Source organism: Citrobacter sp. SX206 (genome assembly GCF_024181025.1).
Lineage (GTDB): Bacteria > Pseudomonadota > Gammaproteobacteria > Enterobacterales > Enterobacteriaceae > Citrobacter > Citrobacter youngae.
Window position 1 is genome coordinate 2574975 of sequence record NZ_CP049738.1, and the last position, 19937, is coordinate 2594911.

Here is a 19937-nt window from a genome sequence, read left to right on the forward strand (position 1 = left end):
CCTGGAGCACAACAACGCATTTTTCAAGCTGTCAGTTGATACTCGGGTCATTTCAGAAAATTCTATCAAAACAAAATGATGTTATATCCGGCTGCATCCCTTGTCGTTTGGACGTCAACGCGTTAGCTTTAACACATCGTTATTTTTGATCATTTTATTTTCCATAGGGGGTTAAATGACTCTGCAGCAAGAGATAATCCGGGCACTTGGTGCCAAACCACATATTAATGCAGAAGAGGAAATTCGCCGCAGCGTGGATTTTCTGAAATCGTACCTCAAAACCTACCCTTTCCTTAAATCGCTGGTGTTAGGGATTAGCGGCGGACAGGACTCAACCCTGGCCGGAAAGTTATGCCAAATGGCGATTTCCGAGTTACGTGAAGAAACGGGTAACGATGCTTTGCAGTTTATTGCCGTGCGACTGCCTTATGGTGTGCAGGCCGATGAACAGGACTGTCAGGACGCGATAGCGTTTATACAACCTGACCGTGTACTCACCGTCAACATCAAAGGCGCGGTATTGGCCAGCGAGCAGGCATTGCGCGAAGCAGGTATTGAACTGAGTGATTTTGTGCGCGGCAATGAAAAAGCCCGCGAGCGTATGAAGGCACAATACAGTATCGCCGGAATGACCAGCGGTGTTGTCGTGGGTACCGATCACGCCGCAGAGGCCATTACCGGATTCTTTACCAAATATGGCGATGGCGGCACTGACATTAACCCAATATTCCGCCTCAACAAGCGTCAGGGTAAGCAGCTTCTTGCGGCATTGGGTTGCCCTGAGCATTTATACAAGAAAGCGCCAACCGCCGACCTCGAAGACGATCGTCCCTCTCTGCCAGATGAAGCCGCATTAGGCGTTACCTACGACAACATTGACGATTATCTGGAAGGAAAAACGTTGAATGCCGACGTTGCGAAGAAAATTGAAGGCTGGTACGTGAAAACAGAACACAAACGTCGCCCACCGATTACGGTGTTTGACGACTTCTGGAAAAAATCGTAATTCGCTGATTTACCCGTGCCGGATAACCACAAAATGGTTTATCCGGCCCAAGCGACGTCATTGCACCGAATTAGGCGAAAAACCTGGCTTCCAGTTAATCTCACTAAACAACAACTTCCCCTCGCGCTCCAACAGTCGCAACGTATGCTTACCGTCATGCCAGCACGCCCCCTGGTCAGCCGTCAGCAACTTATCCCCCAGTTGCCAGGCTCCGCTAATAACAAATACCACGCCGCCACGCGAACCAAAGGTCGTAAACGTCCGGTCAGCCACACGAACTTTAGCCTGGCAAACATCCCGACGGGTCATGATATTAAAATCCATCGACATCTGTCCTTCCGTCAGCTTCGCTTTTACCACGCGGTCACCGGCGAACGTAAAAGGCTGATGCTGTTTTAGCGTATGCGGTAGCGTGTTAGCACCTTCCAACGTGACTTCTCCCCCTTCGAGCAGTGTAATAACGCGCTCAACTCCGGGAAAGAGTGAAAATTCGCCGTTCGCAGCAATGGAGGCAATACTCGCCCGCCAGTGAAAGTCGCGCGTTGCTGGCGGAAAACAACATATTTCACGCGTTTCTCCCGCACCATTACGCCAGAGATTAACCGGCATTTTGCGGATATCAAAGTACTCCATCATCCCTCCAGAAAGGCACTGTGCGCCGACATGCCGTCATCAGGCAGCCAAATCATCATTGTTATCATTCACCCTGCTCGTTGTTATCGGCAGCAGAGTTGATTTGCCTTAGCGATGACCATGGCGTTTTGCAAAAAAGTTTAACGCGCTGATCCAGGTAGCATTTTCGCGGGCCTCAGGAGCATAACCTGTCCCAAGCGCTGTGCAATAGGTAGGAAAGAAAAAACCGCCGATCCTGCCCACATCGTTAAACGTGTTGTGGACAAGGCCGGCGGTCTTGAGTTTTTTTTCACGCTGTCCGGGGCAATCTGCTCCGACACAGCGTGAATGATTGAGTATAGACGCCTACCGATTATTCGGCAGCTTGTGGCATTTTACCTTTCTGCGCTGCTCGTTCTGTCAGACGCTTCTCAAAATTGGCATTAAACTGTTTTTTCTGTTCCGGGGTCAGAATGTTGTAAATTTTGTTCTGCGTTTCCATATGCGCCAGCATGTTAGCTTTGCGCTGCTCTTCCATCTTCGCAATCTGCGCTTCAGCTTTCGCTTTATCGAAGCTATCGCTGGCGATGATATCGTGCATTGCACGGCGTTCTTCCAGCGGAGGACGTTTCATCTGATCGCGCTGACCTTTCATGATGTCGCGGATCTGCTGTTTCTGTGCATCGGTCAGGTTCAGGTCTTTAAACATCATGTCGTGATGCGGGGCGAATTTACCGTTGTGGTGCATCATCGGTTTGGCATCTGCCGGAGCTGCTGTGGTAGCGTCAGCGGCATGAGCCAGGTTTGCAGCGCCCAGCGCCAGGGTAGAGGCAACAAACAGAGCAGTCAATTTACGCATAATTTCTATCCTTCCTTTCAGTTATTCTTACGACATTCATGCGAAGCTTATGCAATGTGATGTCGTGTTGACGGGATTAACTTTACCGACTTAAGCGTCAATTAATCAGAGCAACGGTAAAACAATGAAAGTGTAAAAAACAAACTTTCATCAATTATGAAGAAAAAAAGAATAAATTGCGCAGAGTTGAAATAAAAAATCACAACACGATGATTTTGAAAGAATTATGAAGAACTATACCTGAAACCTGGTTATTAAGAAAGCAGCTTACCAGGAATAATCCGTAATAAATACAAACAGCACGCAATAATAAGCCCTCAGAGATTAACCCGAGGGCGGATATATCTTTTACAACCTTTCCAGCATCAGTCCCGCGCGTAAACCACAGGCCACATTTGGATTAGGAAAGAGAACATATTCAACGTTATGGGTGACGATAAAACGTTCATCACCATCCTGCGCCAGCAAGGTCCCCTCTTTAAAGGGGGTAAAGTTGAGCGTCTGGTTATCCATATGGAGAATAAAATCGTCGCTGCGTCGTGTAATTTGCGCCACCACGCGATAGCGCAGCGGAGATGTTTCTCCCGTAGGGATTCGCTCGCCTTGCAGCAGTTTCGCCAGCGCATCCGCCGTCTGCGCAAACTGGGACAGATCGTTTTGTCCAAACGGCAGCGCTTTACCCAGTTCCAGCGTACAGGCCAGCGCGCCAAAATGTTCAGCGCTAAAATGGGTGAACGTACCGCCAGGCGTCTGATGGAACACCAGCGCCTCAAGTCCTGCATCTCCCAGCCATCCCAGAAAATCTTCGTCCCAGGCAACATTACGTTGTGGCAGCACGCCAAAACGCAGATGCTGTGAGCCGCGAATCGCGGTATGCAGATCCAGATGCCAGCGTACTGACTCTTGCGCCCGCGCGTAAAAATCGTCCAGACACAGCTCAAGTTCATGGGCTCGGCGCGTTTCTTCACTCGCGGTAAAAATCTGCCAGCGGCCGCCAAACATACGGTTCAGATCGCTATGACAGTAGCGTTTGCCCGCAGCTAACGCCTGCGGATTGCCCAGGATCAGCAATAGCCGCCATGTCAGCGGCAGCTTGCCGCTAAACAACCCGGCCAACAATGTATCCAGTATTTCTACTGGTGCGGTTTCATTACCATGAATGCCCGCAGACAAAACCAGCGAACGCTCAACCGGAACAACCGGCGTCAGCTCCAGCATGCCATGCCCGATCCATTGCCAGTCAAAACCGTGAGCTTTCCCCCGGGTGGCATCTGGCGCCCCCCCCGCAAGCGTCAGCGCAAGGAAATTATCCATGGCGTGTACGCTCCTGCTGGAAGGGATACACCGAACCGAGGTTGAGTAATTGCGTCAACGTATCCAGCGCTTCACGCCCTTCGCGCAGCAACTGCGGGTCAGCAAGGTCTGCGGCGGTAAGACGATCGCGATAGTAACGGTCAACCCAGTTATTCAACGTGTTAAACAGCACATCATTCATGAGAACCGCCGGGTTCACCGCCTGTTGCTCCTGTGGGGTTAACACGACCCGAAGGCGCAGACATGCCGGGCCACCACCGTTGGACATGCTTTCGCGCAGATCGAATACCCGTAGATCGTCAATCGGGTTGTCATCTTCAAGCAGACGGTTTAAATAATGCCATACCCCTGCATGCTCCCGGCATTCCTGCGGCAAGACCAACATCATTGAACCGTCATCACGACTGAGTAGCTGGCTGTTAAACAGATATGTTGCCACGGCATCCTGCACTGACACTTCAGCCAGGGGAACTTCCAGCGCCGTAAATCCCGCCACCTGGCTATGCAACTGCTGTAACAAAGCCTGCTGGTTGGCAAACGCCAATTCATGGCAAAACAGCACCTGACGATTTGATACCGCAATAACATCGTTATGAAACACACCAAGATCGATAACATCCGGGTTTTGCTGAGCAAAGATAATCTGATTAGGGTTCACCTGATTCAGTCGCGCAACAGCCTCGCTGGCTTCTCTGGATTGCCTCGCCGGATAACGCTTCGGATGCGCGCCGTTGCCCTCTTCACGACCATAGACAAACACCTGTATGCCGGGGTCGCTGTAATCACCACCGAGACGGTTATGGTTTGCCGCGCCTTCATCACCCAGTAACGCAACCTGTGGCAATGCACTATGGACCGTAAAGCGGCTCTCATCGCGGAAGATCGCGCTTAGCAACGCTTCTGTGGTTGGCGCTTCCAGTGAACGGTGGAACTTGTTATTCAGATTCGCGACCGTCAGATGCACTTTTCCGTCCAGCGAATCTGCCGAAGGACAGACCGTTGCCGCATTCGCCACCCACATCGGCGAAGCGGAACTGGCACTGGAGAGCCAGTGAGGTGCCTGCCGTGCCACCTTTTCCAGTACCTGCTCATCACTGCCGCTAAATCCCAACTGCCGTAGCACCGGAATATAAGGCCGCTCATGGGGCGGGATCACCGCCTGGGGAAATCCCGCATCCGCCAGCGCTTTCATCTTTAGCAAACCCTGTTTCGCCGCCAGACGAGGGTTCGACACCTGAAAACGGTGTTTGGTTGAGGCCTCATTACCAAATGACAATCCAGCATAGTGGTGGGTCAGTCCCACCAGACCATCAAAATTAATCTCACGGGCTTTCATCGCTTATCCTCACGAGAAAAATCGAGTCCTGGGCTAAGCGCCGTTGGCAGCGTTAAGGCTGGTGATTCCAGACTTGCCATCGGCCAGGCACAATAATCTGCGGCATACCACGCGCTGGCGCGATGGTTGCCTGAGGCACCAATCCCACCAAACGGTGCAGTGCTTGCCGCGCCGGTTAGCGGCTTATTCCAGTTGACGATCCCTGCCCGCGCCTCCAGCAGCAATTGATCAAATTGGCTGCGATCGGGTGAAACTAACCCACACGACAGTCCAAAGCGAGTGTTGTTCGCCATGCGAATCGCGTCATCAAAGCTGTCATAGCGCCAGACGCCAAGCAGAGGGCCAAAAACCTCTTCATCAGGTACGTTCGCCGCTCCGGTCAGTTCGATGATACCGGGAGCCAGCAGTGACGTTCCGGCTTTCACCAGACGCGGTGCTAACAGGGTACGGCCCCCCAAAGACGCCAGACGCTGCCAGGCATCATAAACGTGCTGCGCGGCCTGTTCGGAAATCAGCCCGCCCATAAACGGCTGCGGTTCTGCATCCCAGTTACCGGGCATTAAACGCTGGCTGACCTCCACCAGACGCGCCAGGAAGGCATCACCCTGCGCGCCTTTTTTAACTAACAGGCGGCGGGCGCAGGTACAACGCTGTCCGGCGGTAACAAACGCAGATTGAATGGTCAGATGCACGGCGGCATCAATATCTTCCGGGTTCTCGATAATCAGCGGGTTGTTCCCTCCCATCTCGAGAGCGAGGATTTTTTCTGGCTGGCCAGATAACTGTCGATGCAGGTGATAACCGGTATTGGCGCTGCCGGTAAACAGCAGACCATCAAGGTCTTCCAGCGCGCTCAGGGCCTGCCCCGTTTCACGCCCGCCCTGTACCAGGTTCAGCACGCCCGGCGGTAATCCCGCCTGCGCCCACAGCTTTGCCACGGCTTCACCGGTCCACGGCGTCAGCTCGCTGGGTTTGAAAATCAACGTATTGCCAGCCAACAACGCCGGAACGATATGACCATTAGGTAAATGACCGGGGAAGTTATACGGGCCAAACACGGCCAGAACACCGTGTGGGCGATGACGTAACGTCGCAGCGCCATCTGGCAGCGCGTTATGCTGTTCCCCGGTACGGGTGTGATACGCCTTCACTGAGATGGCAATTTTATTGATCATCGCCGTCAGCTCGGTTGCTGCTTCCCAGCGCGGCTTGCCGGTTTCCCGTGCAATGATCGCCGTCAGTTCTGCTTTATTACTCTCCAGCAGCGTCGCGAATTTCTCGACAATGTCCTGACGCGCGACAAAAGACTGTCTTGCCCAGCCCGGAAAAGCCGTACGCGCTGCGTGGCACGCCTGCGCCACCTGAGTGGCATCGGCATCATTACCCTGCCACAGCACATCTCCGCTGACGGGATTGGTTTTCACCCGACGCTCGCCGAGCCCTGTTACCCAGTCGCCGTTTATCCATAATGTCATGCTGCTTTCTCCTCTGCACAAAGACGCACAAAACGTACATGGTCACCCGCGTGACATTTCAGGGCGTCCAGTTGTGCTGCCGTCAGCACCAGTCGTTGGGTATTCGGGTCGGCACGCACTAACATGACGCGGAAGTTTTGGTAATTTTCATTAGCCACCAGACAAGCCGGATAATCGCCGGTTGCTGGCTGACCTTCCGCCACTTCCACCAGCCTGCTTTTACGTATTGCCCGCACCCGGTCGATATCGCATTCCAGAGTCGGCCCGCCGTCGAAAATATCGACATAGTTACGGTAGCGAAACCCCTCTTTCTCCAGCACCGCACGGGCTGGCGCCGTTTGCGGATGCACTTCGCCAATCACGCTTTGTGCTTCTTCCGACAGGAAGTGGGTGTAAATAGGGTGTTTAGGCATCAGCTCAGCAATAAAGGCTTTTTGTCCGGTGCCACAGAGAAAATCTGCGCGGCTGAATTCCATTGAAAAAAAACGTTTTCCGAGGCTTTGCCAGAACGGTGAATAACCGTGTTCATCAATGACACCCCGCATCTCTGCAACGACTTTTTCGTTAAAACGGTCACGAAACGCGGCCATGAACATAAAGCGCGACTTCGACAACAAATAGCCGTTACCTTCTTTACGCCAGTCCGGATCGAGAAACAGCGTGCAAAGCTCGCTGCTTCCGGTGTGATCGTTACTGAGAAACAGCGTCGGCAATGCGTTATAGACATTCAACTCTTTCGAGGCATGCACCAGAGTACCGACCCGATAGTTGTACCAGGGATCGTTAAGTCCTACCGCCACCTCAATGGCGCAAATCCCCGCCACAGTTCCGCTGGCGCTGTCTTCCAGCACAAACACATATCCCTGCTCACTTTTGGGCAACTCACCGCGCCAGGTTTGTAGCGAACGTTCGATACGCGCCATTAGCGTCGCTTCATTCGCCGGTAGCGAGGTCAATCCGCCGCCGGTCTTACCAGCAAGCTGCATCAACGCGGTAATATCAGCACGTTCAATGGGGCGAATCACCATCATGATGAACCTCCTGCTTTAATGCGTTCGCATGCCAGCGCAAAACGATCCAGCCCGGTTGCCACCTCTTCCTGGCTGACGTTTAACGCTGGCGCGAAACGCACCACGTTAGCGCCGGCAATCAGTACCATCACCCCTGCATTGGCTGCTTCTTGCGAGATGAGTTTTGCTTTCCCGGCATATTCCGCATTCAGTACGCAGCCGATCAGCAGTCCAAGCCCACGAATTTCGCTAAACAGTCCAAAACGTTCGTTAATGGCGTTAATACGTTCCACAAACCAGTCATGACGCTGTTTCACACCATTGAGGACTTCCGGCGTGTTAACAATTTCCAGCAGCTTACCCGCTACGGCAGTGGCTAATGGGTTTCCGCCGTAAGTTGTACCGTGAGTGCCCACGGTCATCACGCTGCTGCAACGTTCTGTGGTCAATAACGCCCCAATAGGAAAACCACCGCCAAGCGCTTTGGCCGTCGTCAGCAGGTCTGGCGTCACACCATAGTGCATATAGGCATACAGTTCGCCGGTACGGCCAACCCCGGTCTGAACCTCATCAAAAATCAGCAGCGCATTATGGCGATCGCATAATTCACGCAGCCCCTGCAAAAACGCGTTTGTTGCCGGCACCACGCCGCCTTCGCCCTGTACAGGCTCGACGATGACCGCACAGGTCGTGTCATCAATCAGTTGGCTGGCAGAATCGAGATCGTTATACACGGCATGGCGGATATCCGGCGGCAGCGGCGCGAAATCCTGTGAATAGGCGGGCTGACCACCGGCGCTGACGGTAAACAGCGTGCGGCCATGGAATGCATTTTTAAACGCCACAATCCCGCTCTTCTGGCTGCCAAAACGATCGTGGGCATATTTACGCGCCAGTTTTAGTGCCGCTTCGTTGGCTTCTGCGCCGGAGTTACAGAAGAAAATGCGCTCGGCAAAGGTGGCGTCAATCAGCTTTTTCGCCAGACGCAATACCGGCTCGTTGGTGTAGCCATTTCCTGTATGCCAGAATTTACTCGCCTGGTCGTTTAATGCCTCGCGCAATGCCGGATGGGCGTGACCCAGCGCGTTAACCGCAATGCCTCCCGCGAAATCGATATACTCTTTACCCTGCTGATCCCACAGACGTGAACCTTCACCCCGCACCGGAATAAAAGGGGCCGGAGCGTATACAGGCATCATCCATTCATCAAAATTTTCACGCGTAATTGACAGAGACATAGCGACCTCAACGGTAAATAAAAGGTTATTTATATGTTAATAAATATAGTGTTTGCGGTGTAAATGTAGATTGCAGGGTTCGTGCCAGCCAGCGAAAAAAGTGCATAAACGGGGTCAGAGAACGGGATATCAACAAGTTACAACACGGCAATATTCACTATATGTGCATATAAAGTGAATATGTTTGCGTAACAGAGGACTAATTAGAGGAAAAACCGAAATTTTATTCAGTCACCAAATATAATTCTGGAATTGTGATCGTATACGAAATTTATCGGAAATTATTGCCCCATAGCGACGCGCTTCGCGCCAAAACGGTGCAGTTTTTGCGCCATCGTTAACACCATTAGCAATCATTGTTGGAATCAGGTGACAAGAAGCAGTCAGTTCGTGGAAATTCTGCTACCATCCTTGCACTATTCATCTTACAAAGTGGCAGCGACTATGAAATTTGTCTCTTTTAATATCAACGGCCTGCGTGCCCGTCCTCATCAACTGGCAGCCATTGTCGAAAAACACCAACCGGATGTGATTGGCTTACAGGAGACAAAAGTTCACGACGATATGTTCCCTCTCGAAGAGGTAGCAAAACTGGGTTACAACGTTTTCTATCACGGTCAGAAAGGCCATTATGGTGTGGCGCTGTTGACCAAAGAGACGCCGATTGCAGTGCGCCGTGGTTTCCCAAATGATGACGAAGAGGCGCAACGCCGTATCATTATGGCGGAGATCCCGTCTCCGCTTGGCAACATCACCGTCATCAACGGCTATTTCCCGCAGGGCGAAAGTCGTGACCATGAAACTAAATTCCCGGCCAAAGCCGCGTTTTATCAGAACCTGCAAAACTATCTTGAGACAGAGCTGAAGCGCGACAATCCGGTATTGATCATGGGCGATATGAATATTAGCCCAACCGATCTCGATATCGGCATTGGCGAAGAGAACCGTAAACGCTGGCTGCGTACCGGGAAATGTTCCTTCCTGCCAGAAGAACGTGAGTGGATGGAACGTCTGTTAGGTTGGGGGCTGGTGGACACCTATCGTCACGCGCATCCTGATAAAAACGACCAGTTCTCGTGGTTTGATTACCGCTCAAAAGGTTTTGACGATAACCGTGGCCTGCGTATCGATCTGCTGCTGGCGAGCAACCCATTGGCGGAACGCTGCGAAGAAACCGGCATCGACTATGAAATTCGCAGCATGGAAAAACCGTCCGACCACGCGCCAGTGTGGGCAAAATTCCGCGTCTAATTATCTGCATTTTTTCGCTCTCCGGGCCTCGCCTGGAGAGTCAGTATATTCTGTGCAAAATCAAAAAAGCGGCGGTAATACATTGTTGCGAGCGGGATTTTACTATATCTTCGCGCGCACTTTTCGCTGGTGAAAACGCATCATTGCCCACGGATTTACAGGAGACCCCCCATGAAAAAGAAGTTCGCATAAGGCAGAATACCGACTGCTGATTGTGGCAGTGCTGTTCTGCGCCCTGGCTGGGGTTTTCCACTATTTTGGTCTGTCTGACCTGATAACCAATCTCCATCATTTGCAAGATGTCATCCACCAAAGCGGGCTGTTCGGCTACGCACTTTATATTCTGCTGTTTATTGTTGCTGCGCTGTGCCTGATACCCGGCAGCATACTGGTGATTGTCGGCGGTATCCTTTTCGGCCCACTGGTTGGCACGCTCATCTCTTTACTGGCAGCAACTGTTGCCTCGGCATTGTCATTTTTACTGGCACGCTGGCTTGGGCGGGAACTATTACTGAAACATGTCGGGCATACGGCGACGTTTCAGGCGATCGAAAAAGGGATTGCCCATAGCGGTATCGACTTTCTGATCCTGACCCGCCTCGTTCCACTGTTTCCTTATAATATTCAAAACTATGCCTATGGGCTGACGGCCATTCCGTTCTGGTCATTTACTCTGATTTCAGCTATCACCACGTTACCAGGTATTTTTATCTATACGCTGATGTCACACGAACTGGCCAGTGAAGGCATTACCCTGGTATTTATCGGTAAGCTCAGCGTGGCGGGGCTGGCGTTATTCGCCCTCGTTCAGGCAGCCAAAGCCTGGGCCCGGTATAAGCATATCGATCCGTCAGCAAATCATGAGTGTACGGATAAATGATAAAACGAAACAAAGCTCGGCTGGTTCGCTATTACCGGGCGAGTTTGATTGCTCTGCTGCTGCTCGCGCTGATGGCGTGGGCGTGGATACCTGGCGTGAGCGATTTTCTCCACGCCAGCCTGGCGGCATTTGCCACGCTCGATCAGCATGCAATTGAGAATTTTATTCGTTCTTACGGAACTCAGGCGGCGGTCGTTTCATTCTTCCTGATGATCTTGCAGGCCATCGTCGCCCCGCTTCCCGCTTTTGTGATCACCTTTGCCAACGCCTCGCTGTTTGGCGCATTTTGGGGCGGCATACTGTCCTGGAGCAGTGCGATGGTAGGTGCGGCGCTGTGCTTTTTTATTGCCCGTATTTTAGGTCGCGGTGCGGTAGAAAAGCTGACCGGAAAAACGGTGCTGAACAATATGGACGCTTTTTTCGAGCGCTATGGCAAGCACACCATTCTGGTCTGTCGCCTGTTACCTTTTGTACCGTTCGATCCGGTAAGCTACGCGGCAGGCCTGACCTCGATTCGGTTTCGCCATTTTTTCATCGCCACCGGCATCGGACAGTTACCCGCTACTATCGTCTATTCATGGGCGGGTAGCCTGTTAACCGGCGGTACATTTTGGTTTGTAACCGGCCTGTTCATCCTGTTCGCTCTGAGCGTAATAATTTCAGTGGCGAGAAGCCTTTATCTTGAACATCAACGAAAAAAAACCTGAGACTTCCCCCATTTTTAGCCATGGAGATACTATGCGTTACTGCTTATTGTGCCTGAGTTTAATGCTCTGTCCGCTGGCGACGTTTGCCCAGAACGACGGCTGGCAACAAATCAAAAACGATGCCCGCGGTCAGACGGTGTGGTTCAACGCCTGGGGTGGCGACAATGCAGTTAACCAGTATCTCGACTGGGTTAGCGGTGAGATGAAAACGCACTACGCCATTAACCTGAAAATCGTACGTCTCGCAGATGCCGCCGACGCGGTAAAACGCATCCAGACAGAAGCGGCATCTGGGCGAAAAACAGGCGGCTCTGTCGATTTATTGTGGGTAAACGGCGAAAATTTCCGCACCCTGAAAGAAGCCGGGCTGCTGCAAACCCAATGGGCGCAAACGTTGCCTAACTGGCGCTATGTTGATACCCAAAAACCGGTGAGCGAGGATTTCTCCGTGCCAACGGAGGGGGCTGAATCCCCGTGGGGCGGTGCCCAACTCACCTTTATTGCCCGGCGCGATCTCACCGCGCAGCCGCCGCAATCTCCGCAGGCACTGCTTGAATTTGCGCAGGCGCACCCCGGCACGGTGACCTATCCGCGCCCGCCTGACTTTACCGGTACGGCGTTTCTGGAGCAGTTGTTAATTTCGCTCACCACGCAACCACAAGCGCTAAAACTCGCGCCAGATACAGCCACATTCGCCGACGTTACCGCGCCGTTGTGGCATTATCTTGATACACTGCACCCTGTACTGTGGCGCGAAGGCAAAGACTTTCCGCCCACACCTGCGCGAATGGATGCGCTGCTCAATTCTGGAACCCTGCGTTTATCCTTGACCTTTAACCCTGCCCACGCGCAGCAAAAAGTGACCAGCGGCGAATTACCCAAAAGCAGCTACAGTTTTGGTTTTTCACAGGGCATGCTCGGCAACGTGCATTTTGTCGCTATTCCGGCGAATGCGCGCGCCAGCGCCGGAGCGAAAGTGGTGGCAAACTTTCTGCTCTCACCTGAAGCGCAGCTGCGCAAAGCTGACCCGAGCGTCTGGGGAGATCCTTCGGTGCTTGATCCACAAAAATTACCCGTCGAACAACGTGATGCGCTGCTGGCACGGATCCCGCAAGGACTCCCCGCCGTGCTGCCAGAACCGCATGCTGCCTGGGTAAACGCTCTGGAACAAGAATGGCTACGCCGCTACGGTACGCATTAATTTTGCTACTCTGGGCCATCATGGCGGCAGTTTATCTGCCGCTGGCGCCAGCGGCTTTCTCTCTGATAGCGCCAGCCCTTAGCCTAACCCATTGGCTGGCTCTCTTTGCCGACCCTCAACTTCCGCAGGCGTTACTGGCGACGCTGGTTTCCACAGGACTGGCTGCCGGCGGCGCACTGATCATCGCGCTACTGGCAATCCTCGCTTTATGGCCCGGCGCAGGCTGGGCGCGACTAAGCACCCGTCTTCCGTGGCTGCTGGCGGTCCCGCATGTTGCCTTCGCCACCAGCGTGCTGTTGGTTTTTGCCGAAGGCGGTAAAATCTGGCAATGGCTACCGTTCCTCAGCCCACAGCCAGACCGTTACGGCATTGGGCTTGGCGTGACACTGGCGGTGAAAGAGAGCGCTTTTTTGTTATGGATCCTCTCGGCTCTACTGAGTGAAAAACAACTTTCGCAGCAGGTTATCGTGCTGGATTCGCTGGGTTACAGCCGACTGCAATGCCTGAACTGGCTGGTACTGCCTGCTATCGGCCCGGCATTAGGTAAAGCTATGCTGGCGATTGTTGCCTGGTCACTCTCCGTTGTGGATGTGGCAATCGTCCTCGGCCCCGGAAATCCGCCAACACTGGCAGTTTTGAGCTGGCAATGGCTCAGTCAGGGCGATGTCGAACAGCAGGCGAAAGGCGCACTCGCCAGCCTGTTGCTGGTGCTGTTGCTCCTCATTATCGCGCTGGTGGGTTATCTGTTGTGGCGAGCCTGGCGACGTACTATCCCGGCAGTAAATGGTGAACGCCTGCATTTTTCACCTATAACAATCGCACGCCCGCTGGTACAGATCTTGCCCGTCAGCGGTGTGGTATGCGCGCTTGTACTGGCGCTTATCGCCAGCTATTCCTCACTAAACCACGAGGCGCTCAGCAATAGCCTGCAGCTAGGGCTTCTTTCCAGCGTGTTAGCGCTACTGATACTTTTTGTCTGGCTGGAATGGGGCCCACAAACCGGGCACCGCTGGGTCTGGCTACCGCTCATTTTGCCTGCGCTACCGCTGGTAACCGGACAATATCTGCTGGCGTTATATGCCGGACAGGATGGACTGATGACGACAATTATCTGGGGCCACCTGCTGTGGGTGATGCCCTGGATGCTATTTGTGCTTAAACCGGCCTGGCAGCGCATTGACCCGCGATTAATTTTGATTGCACAAACGCTGGGCTGGTCGCGGGGGCGGATATTCTGGCTGGTGAAATGCCCGCAGCTGGTGCGCCCGGCATTGATTACCTTCGCGGTTGGCTTCTCGGTCAGTATCGCCCAGTATATGCCGACGCTGTGGCTAGGTGCCGGACGCTATCCCACGCTGACCACCGAAGCGGTGGCATTAAGCAGCGGCGGTAGCGGCGAGATTCTGGCAACACAAGCGTTGTGGCAGCTTCTTCTACCACTGCTCGTTTTCGCACTCGCAGCCTTTCTCGCCGCGTGGATTGGCCGCTTTCGACAAGGACTCCGCTAATGCTCATTGTGCAAAACGTTTCGTTGTACCAGGGTGCGACTGCGCTGCTGAAGAACGTTACCTTTCAGGTTGATAAAAGTGACATTGTCACGATTATGGGTTCCTCCGGCAGTGGAAAGTCTTCGCTGTTTTCGTGGATGGTCGGGGCGTTGTCACCTCAATTTCAGGCATCAGGCGAGCTGTGGCTCAACGCACGACGCGTTGACGCTCTGCCTACGGCGCAGCGCCAGATTGGCATTCTGTTTCAGGATGCACTGCTGTTTGACCATTTCAGCGTTGGGCAGAATTTACTGCTGGCCCTACCCGCCACTCTACAGGGTTCCACCAGACGACATGCGGTGGAAAGCGCTCTCGCGCGTGCGGACCTGGCCGGTTTTTATTCGCGCGATCCGGCTTCGCTCTCCGGCGGACAACGTTCGCGTGTCGCCCTGCTCCGCGCACTGCTGGCGCAGCCCCAGGCGCTGTTACTCGATGAACCCTTTAGCAGGCTGGACACGTCGCTGCGCGATACCTTTCGCCGGTGGGTCTTTACCGAGGTACGTAAGCTGGGTATTCCAGTGGTACAGGTTACCCATGACGCGCAGGATGTCCCGCCAGCAGGCCGTGTATTTCAGATGGAAAACTGGGCGTGAATGTGGCGATATGCTGCGTTAACGCAAGGTTTTTACTTAACCGGCGGCACAGAATGTCGTCCTCTTTTTTTCAACGTCGGGCTATTCGATGAAACGTGTTTCTCAAATGACCGCGCTGGCACTGGCTTTAGGGCTCGCTTGCGCTTCTTCCTGGGCTGCTGAAACAGCACAGACGCTCACCCTCGACCAGTTACAGCAAAAGCAAGGCGCGGCAATCGATACCCGTCAGAGCGCTTTTTACAACGGCTGGCCGCAGTCGCTTAATGGTCCTTCAGGACACGAACCTTCCGCACTGAACCTGTCTGCCGCCTGGCTCGACAAGATGAATGATGAACAACTCAGCGCCTGGGTTAAATCACATCAACTCAACACTGACACGCCGGTGGCACTGTATGGCAGCGATAACGACATACAGGCTGTCAAAGCCCGCCTGCAAAAAGTGGGCTTTAACCATATCTCCACCCTCAGCGATGCGCTTACGGACCCAGCCCGCCTGCAACGTCTGCCGCACTTCGAACAGCTGGTGTACCCGCAGTGGCTGCACGACCTGCAGCAGGGTAAAAACGTAACAGCTAAACCGGCGGGCGACTGGAAAGTGATTGAGGCCGCCTGGGGCGCACCGAAGTTGTATCTGCTGAGCCACATCCCTGGTGCGGGCTACATTGATACCAACGAAGTCGAAAGCGAACCGCTGTGGAACAAAGTGTCCGACGAACAGCTCAAAACGATGCTGGCGAAGCACGGTATCCGCCATGACACCACGGTGATTTTATATGGCCGCGATGTCTATGCCGCTGCGCGCGTGGCGCAAATTATGCTGTACGCCGGCGTGAAAGATGTTCGTCTGCTCGACGGCGGCTGGCAAACCTGGTCCGACTCAGGTTTACCGGTCGAACGCGGCACGGCGCCATCGGTGAAACCAGAACCAGATTTCGGCGTGACCATTCCTGCCCAGCCGCAGTTGATGCTCGATATGGAACAGGCTCGCGGTCTGCTTCATCGCCAGGATGCGTCTTTGGTGAGCATTCGTTCATGGCCAGAATTTGTCGGTACCACCAGCGGCTATAGCTACATTAAGCCAAAAGGTGAGATTGCAGGCGCACGTTGGGGCCACGCGGGCAGTGATTCCACCCACATGGAAGATTTCCATAATCCGGATGGCACCATGCGCAGCGCGGATGACATCGCCGCCATGTGGAAGCAATGGAATATTCTGCCACAGCAGCAGGTCTCGTTCTATTGCGGTACCGGCTGGCGTGCTTCGGAAACGTTTATGTATGCCCGCGCGATGGGCTGGAAAAACGTCTCCGTTTACGACGGCGGCTGGTATGAGTGGAGCAGCAATCCAAAAAACCCGGTCTCCAGCGGTGAACGGGGTCCGGACAGCAGCAAGTAATCTCTGATTATGCCTGACGCTGAACCGCTTTTAGCGTCAGGTATCCGCTCCAGATCCGGGTAAACGTCGTCATCCAGCACAGCGCGCCAAAAACCCACGCCATCACGGCAAAATATTCCGGGAACAGACACCCAAACACAAACAGCAAAATCGTCTCAGTACCTTCGGTCAGTCCCCCCAGATAATAAAACGATTTATGCGCGTAGCCCGGGTTATCAATTTGATGTTTCGCCGCCAACGCGGCAAAGGCCAGAAAACTGCTGCCGGTTCCCATAAAGGCGAACAGCAGCCAGCCGCCAGCCAGCGAGTTAGCCGCCGGATCGGCGAGCATAAAACCGAATGGTACTAAGGCGTAAAACAGAAAATCGAGCGAGATATCAAGAAATCCGCCTGCATCGGTTAGCCCTCTGCGCCGCGCCAGTGCCCCATCCAGCCCATCAAAAAGCCGATTGAGCACAATGGCCGCCAGCGCCGCCAGATACCAGCCTAACGCCAGAAATGGCAAGGCCAACACGCCAATGGCAAAACCGACCAGCGTAAGCCCGTCCGGGGTAATCGCAGGCTTATCAATAATGCCCACGCAGCGATGCAAAAGCGGTTTTAAACGCGGATGAATATGACGGTCAAGCATGCGGGCGTCCTTTGAAGGTGTCGCACAGTCCCTGCGAAGGAATATCGAGAGCGGCATTAAAACGCGCCGAGAGATTTTGAAACGCAATCAGCGCGGTCATTTCCGTAATGGCATCATCGGTAAAATGCTGCTTCAACTGCGCTTTCAGCGCAGCGTCAACCTGTGGCGGCGTGGCGGTGATCGCATCGGCATAGGCCAGCGCTACGCGCTCTTCTGCGCTAAATAGCGCCGATTCTTGCCAGTTGGCAACCTGTAAGACTTTATCCAGCGCGCCACAGCGTTCAGCCAGCCGTAGACTGTTGGCATCAACGCAGAAAGCGCAGTGGCACACCTGAGATACGCGGGTCATCAACAGCGCGCGCATCACCGGCGTTAAACGCGCCTTTTTACGCTCCAGAAATCCGACAAACAGCGCTACCAGCCAAAAAAGAAACGGCATCCGCCCCCACCAGCGCGTAGGATGCAGCACATCGCCATAATGTTTTTTCTGCGTAGCAGCGAGCGGTTTTAGACTGGAAGGGATACGCGTTAACGGCTTTACCCACGACTGAGGTTCGTTCAACGGTGGCTCCTGAATACTTTAGATAAAACAAAGATAACGATAGTATGTCATTTTCTGTCGTTAGATCTTGATGAATATAATGAAAACCCTCGACGTGGTCGCCGCTATTATTGAACGTGATGGCAAAATTTTACTGGCTCAGCGTCCGCAGCATGCGGATCAGTCAGGCATGTGGGAGTTTGCGGGCGGCAAGGTTGAACCTGGAGAGAGCCAACCACAGGCGCTGGTCCGTGAATTACGTGAGGAATTGGGTATCGAGGCTATCGTTGGAAATTACATCGCCAGCCATCAGCGTGAAGTGTCAGGCCGATTGATACATCTTCATGCATGGCACGTGCCGGCTTATCAGGGCACACTTTACGCCCATGAGCATCAGGATATCGTCTGGTGTTCACCCGAAGAGGCGCTGCGTTATCCGCTGGCGCCTGCCGATATCCCGTTGTTAGAAGCGTTTATCCTTTCACACGCCGCCAGACCAGCGGATTCGTGCTGATGGTTTTTTCATCGCGCTGGCACTGTAGCAGCACGCCATCGGCTTTAATCACCGCCCCTTCTGAATAGTTTTGATCCTGATAAATGCAGCACTGATTACATGGCTGCGCCCGCTGACCGCTGGAGCTGAACACTTCCGGCGGGACATTCACCTGCACGTCCGGGCGATAAAGCTGATTTGCCAGCGTCGCGCTGGACACCAGTGCCAACGCTCCTGCCACGATTAAACGGCGCATATTCTTTCCTTTTGACTGACATTTATGCTCAGTATAACGGTATAAATCGGCAGAAACTTTAGCCCCTTCGCTCATCGTTTTTGGTTATGACTCACGGCGCAATATTAATTTACTTAGCGAGGTTAATTTTTTCTTGCGTCTCGTCACACTGCTGATGTTATAGTCAAAAACTGCACAACACTTAACACAAAAATCAAAAATATAACCATATCAATATATAAGAGGTTTTTATATCTATGGATCAGACATGTTCTCTGGAGTCATTCCTTAACCATGTGCAAAAGCGCGACCCGCATCAAACCGAGTTCGCGCAAGCCGTTCGTGAGGTAATGACCACGCTGTGGCCTTTCCTTGAGCAAAACCCGCGCTATCGTCAGATGTCATTGCTGGAACGTCTCGTTGAACCGGAGCGCGTGATCCAGTTCCGCGTAGTCTGGCTGGACGATCGCAATCAGGTACAGGTCAACCGCGCATGGCGCGTGCAGTTTAGCTCTGCCATTGGCCCATACAAAGGCGGTATGCGTTTCCACCCTTCCGTGAACCTGTCGATCCTGAAATTCCTTGGCTTCGAACAGACGTTTAAGAATGCCCTCACCACCCTGCCAATGGGCGGGGGTAAAGGCGGGAGCGATTTCGATCCGAAAGGGAAAAGCGAAGGCGAAATCATGCGTTTCTGCCAGGCGCTGATGACCGAACTGTTCCGCCATTTAGGTCCCGATACCGACGTTCCGGCGGGCGATATCGGCGTGGGCGGCCGTGAAGTCGGCTTTATGGCCGGGATGATGAAAAAATTGTCCAACAACAGCGCCTGCGTCTTTACCGGTAAAGGTCTCTCTTTCGGCGGCAGTCTGATCCGCCCGGAAGCCACCGGCTACGGTCTGGTGTACTTCACCGAAGCGATGCTCAAACGTCATGGACTGGGCTTTGAAGGCATGCGCGTAGCGGTTTCTGGCTCCGGTAACGTGGCGCAATTCGCCATTGAGAAAGCCATGGAGTTTGGCGCGCGGGTGGTTACCGCCTCCGATTCCAGCGGTACCGTAGTTGACGAAAGTGGATTTACCAAAGAAAAACTGGCGCGTCTGTGCGCAATCAAAGACAGCCGCGACGGTCGTGTAGCAGATTATGCCCGTGAGTTTGGCCTGACCTACCTGGAAGGCAAACAACCGTGGTCAGTTCCGGTCGATATCGCCCTGCCGTGTGCCACGCAGAACGAACTCGATGTGGAAGCCGCGCAAATGCTTATCGCCAACGGCGTCAAGGCCGTGGCTGAAGGTGCGAACATGCCAACCACCATCGAAGCCACCGACCTGTTCCTCGAGGCAGGTGTACTGTTCGCACCGGGTAAAGCCGCCAACGCCGGTGGCGTCGCCACATCCGGTCTGGAAATGGCGCAGAACGCCGCACGTCTGGGCTGGAAAGCGGAGAAAGTGGATGCGCGCCTGCACCACATCATGCTGGATATTCACCATGCCTGCGTTGAATACGGCGGCGAAAGCAAGCAGACCAACTACGTACGTGGCGCCAACATCGCGGGTTTCGTGAAGGTAGCCGACGCGATGCTGGGCCAGGGTGTGATTTAATATCTTCTCTG

At 53.6% G+C, this 19937-nt stretch carries 20 protein-coding genes; 10 read left to right on the forward strand and 10 right to left on the reverse strand.

What is annotated here, in order from left to right:
• Positions 1–175 precede the first annotated feature (175 nt).
• Positions 176–1006: an ammonia-dependent NAD(+) synthetase gene (gene nadE / locus G8S19_RS12625; RefSeq protein WP_101741717.1), complete on the forward strand. Its 831-nt coding sequence runs from the start codon at positions 176–178 to the stop codon at positions 1004–1006.
• Between the two features lie 57 nt (positions 1007–1063).
• On the opposite strand, the gene ves is transcribed toward nadE, so the two are convergent.
• The 7 genes from ves to G8S19_RS12660 form a co-directional block, all read right to left on the reverse strand.
• Complete coding sequence (ves, locus tag G8S19_RS12630; protein WP_253686630.1) at positions 1064–1639, reverse strand: environmental stress-induced protein Ves; 576 nt, start codon at positions 1637–1639, stop codon at positions 1064–1066.
• Between the two features lie 352 nt (positions 1640–1991).
• Positions 1992–2477, reverse strand: coding sequence for an ATP-independent periplasmic protein-refolding chaperone Spy (gene spy / locus G8S19_RS12635; RefSeq protein ID WP_048211888.1), 486 nt, complete (start codon positions 2475–2477; stop codon positions 1992–1994).
• 348 nt (positions 2478–2825) lie between these two features.
• Positions 2826–3791: a succinylglutamate desuccinylase gene (astE, locus tag G8S19_RS12640; RefSeq protein ID WP_115602142.1), complete on the reverse strand. Its 966-nt coding sequence runs from the start codon at positions 3789–3791 to the stop codon at positions 2826–2828.
• A complete protein-coding gene (astB, locus tag G8S19_RS12645; protein ID WP_124021686.1) occupies positions 3784–5127 on the reverse strand; it encodes an N-succinylarginine dihydrolase in 1344 nt (447 codons plus the stop codon). Before astB ends, astE begins: the two co-directional genes overlap by 8 nt.
• A complete protein-coding gene (astD, locus tag G8S19_RS12650) occupies positions 5124–6602 on the reverse strand; it encodes a succinylglutamate-semialdehyde dehydrogenase (RefSeq protein ID WP_253685255.1) in 1479 nt (492 codons plus the stop codon). The genes astB and astD overlap by 4 nt, the downstream gene beginning before the upstream one ends.
• The gene (astA, locus tag G8S19_RS12655; protein WP_101741722.1) at positions 6599–7633 is read right to left on the reverse strand and encodes an arginine N-succinyltransferase; all 1035 of its coding nucleotides are present in this window, start codon (positions 7631–7633) and stop codon (positions 6599–6601) included. The genes astD and astA overlap by 4 nt, the downstream gene beginning before the upstream one ends.
• Positions 7630–8850: an aspartate aminotransferase family protein gene (locus G8S19_RS12660; protein ID WP_061067774.1), complete on the reverse strand. Its 1221-nt coding sequence runs from the start codon at positions 8848–8850 to the stop codon at positions 7630–7632. Before G8S19_RS12660 ends, astA begins: the two co-directional genes overlap by 4 nt.
• 444 nt (positions 8851–9294) lie before the next feature.
• On the opposite strand from G8S19_RS12660, the gene xthA reads away from it, so the two are divergent.
• From xthA to G8S19_RS12695, 7 genes are all read left to right on the forward strand, one after another.
• Positions 9295–10101 (forward strand): exodeoxyribonuclease III, encoded by an 807-nt coding sequence (gene xthA, locus G8S19_RS12665; protein WP_116360166.1) that lies wholly within the window; start codon positions 9295–9297, stop codon positions 10099–10101.
• A 223-nt stretch (positions 10102–10324) separates the two neighbouring features.
• The gene (locus G8S19_RS12670) at positions 10325–10981 is read left to right on the forward strand and encodes a TVP38/TMEM64 family protein (RefSeq protein WP_167470004.1); all 657 of its coding nucleotides are present in this window, start codon (positions 10325–10327) and stop codon (positions 10979–10981) included.
• Positions 10978–11688, forward strand: a complete 711-nt coding sequence (locus G8S19_RS12675) for a TVP38/TMEM64 family protein (RefSeq protein ID WP_124021684.1) — start codon at positions 10978–10980, stop codon at positions 11686–11688. The genes G8S19_RS12670 and G8S19_RS12675 overlap by 4 nt, the downstream gene beginning before the upstream one ends.
• Positions 11689–11719: 31 nt before the next feature.
• Entirely contained in the window at positions 11720–12889 is a 1170-nt protein-coding gene (locus G8S19_RS12680; protein ID WP_124021683.1) for an ABC transporter substrate-binding protein, read from the forward strand.
• Complete coding sequence (locus G8S19_RS12685) at positions 12862–14397, forward strand: thiamine ABC transporter permease (RefSeq protein ID WP_124021682.1); 1536 nt, start codon at positions 12862–12864, stop codon at positions 14395–14397. The genes G8S19_RS12680 and G8S19_RS12685 overlap by 28 nt, the downstream gene beginning before the upstream one ends.
• The gene (locus G8S19_RS12690) at positions 14397–15029 is read left to right on the forward strand and encodes an ATP-binding cassette domain-containing protein (RefSeq protein ID WP_101741727.1); all 633 of its coding nucleotides are present in this window, start codon (positions 14397–14399) and stop codon (positions 15027–15029) included. The genes G8S19_RS12685 and G8S19_RS12690 overlap by 1 nt, the downstream gene beginning before the upstream one ends.
• 88 nt (positions 15030–15117) lie before the next feature.
• Positions 15118–16425: a rhodanese-like domain-containing protein gene (locus G8S19_RS12695; RefSeq protein WP_124021681.1), complete on the forward strand. Its 1308-nt coding sequence runs from the start codon at positions 15118–15120 to the stop codon at positions 16423–16425.
• Positions 16426–16432: 7 nt separating this feature from the next.
• Here G8S19_RS12695 and G8S19_RS12700 read toward each other — a convergent pair whose 3' ends face one another.
• Positions 16433–17056: a CDP-alcohol phosphatidyltransferase family protein gene (locus tag G8S19_RS12700; RefSeq protein WP_124021680.1), complete on the reverse strand. Its 624-nt coding sequence runs from the start codon at positions 17054–17056 to the stop codon at positions 16433–16435.
• On the reverse strand, positions 17049–17618 hold the full coding sequence (locus tag G8S19_RS12705; protein WP_253685257.1) for a carboxymuconolactone decarboxylase family protein: 570 nt from the start codon (positions 17616–17618) through the stop codon (positions 17049–17051). The genes G8S19_RS12700 and G8S19_RS12705 overlap by 8 nt, the downstream gene beginning before the upstream one ends.
• Positions 17619–17697: 79 nt before the next feature.
• Here G8S19_RS12705 and G8S19_RS12710 point away from each other — a divergent pair, with 79 nt between their 5' ends.
• On the forward strand, positions 17698–18111 hold the full coding sequence (locus G8S19_RS12710; RefSeq protein ID WP_124021678.1) for a pyrimidine (deoxy)nucleoside triphosphate diphosphatase: 414 nt from the start codon (positions 17698–17700) through the stop codon (positions 18109–18111).
• On the opposite strand, the gene G8S19_RS12715 is transcribed toward G8S19_RS12710, so the two are convergent.
• Positions 18071–18346, reverse strand: coding sequence for a YnjH family protein (locus G8S19_RS12715; protein WP_101741732.1), 276 nt, complete (start codon positions 18344–18346; stop codon positions 18071–18073). The genes G8S19_RS12710 and G8S19_RS12715 overlap by 41 nt on opposite strands.
• 236 nt (positions 18347–18582) lie before the next feature.
• On the opposite strand from G8S19_RS12715, the gene gdhA reads away from it, so the two are divergent.
• Positions 18583–19926: an NADP-specific glutamate dehydrogenase gene (gene gdhA, locus G8S19_RS12720; protein ID WP_101741733.1), complete on the forward strand. Its 1344-nt coding sequence runs from the start codon at positions 18583–18585 to the stop codon at positions 19924–19926.
• Positions 19927–19937 lie beyond the last annotated feature (11 nt).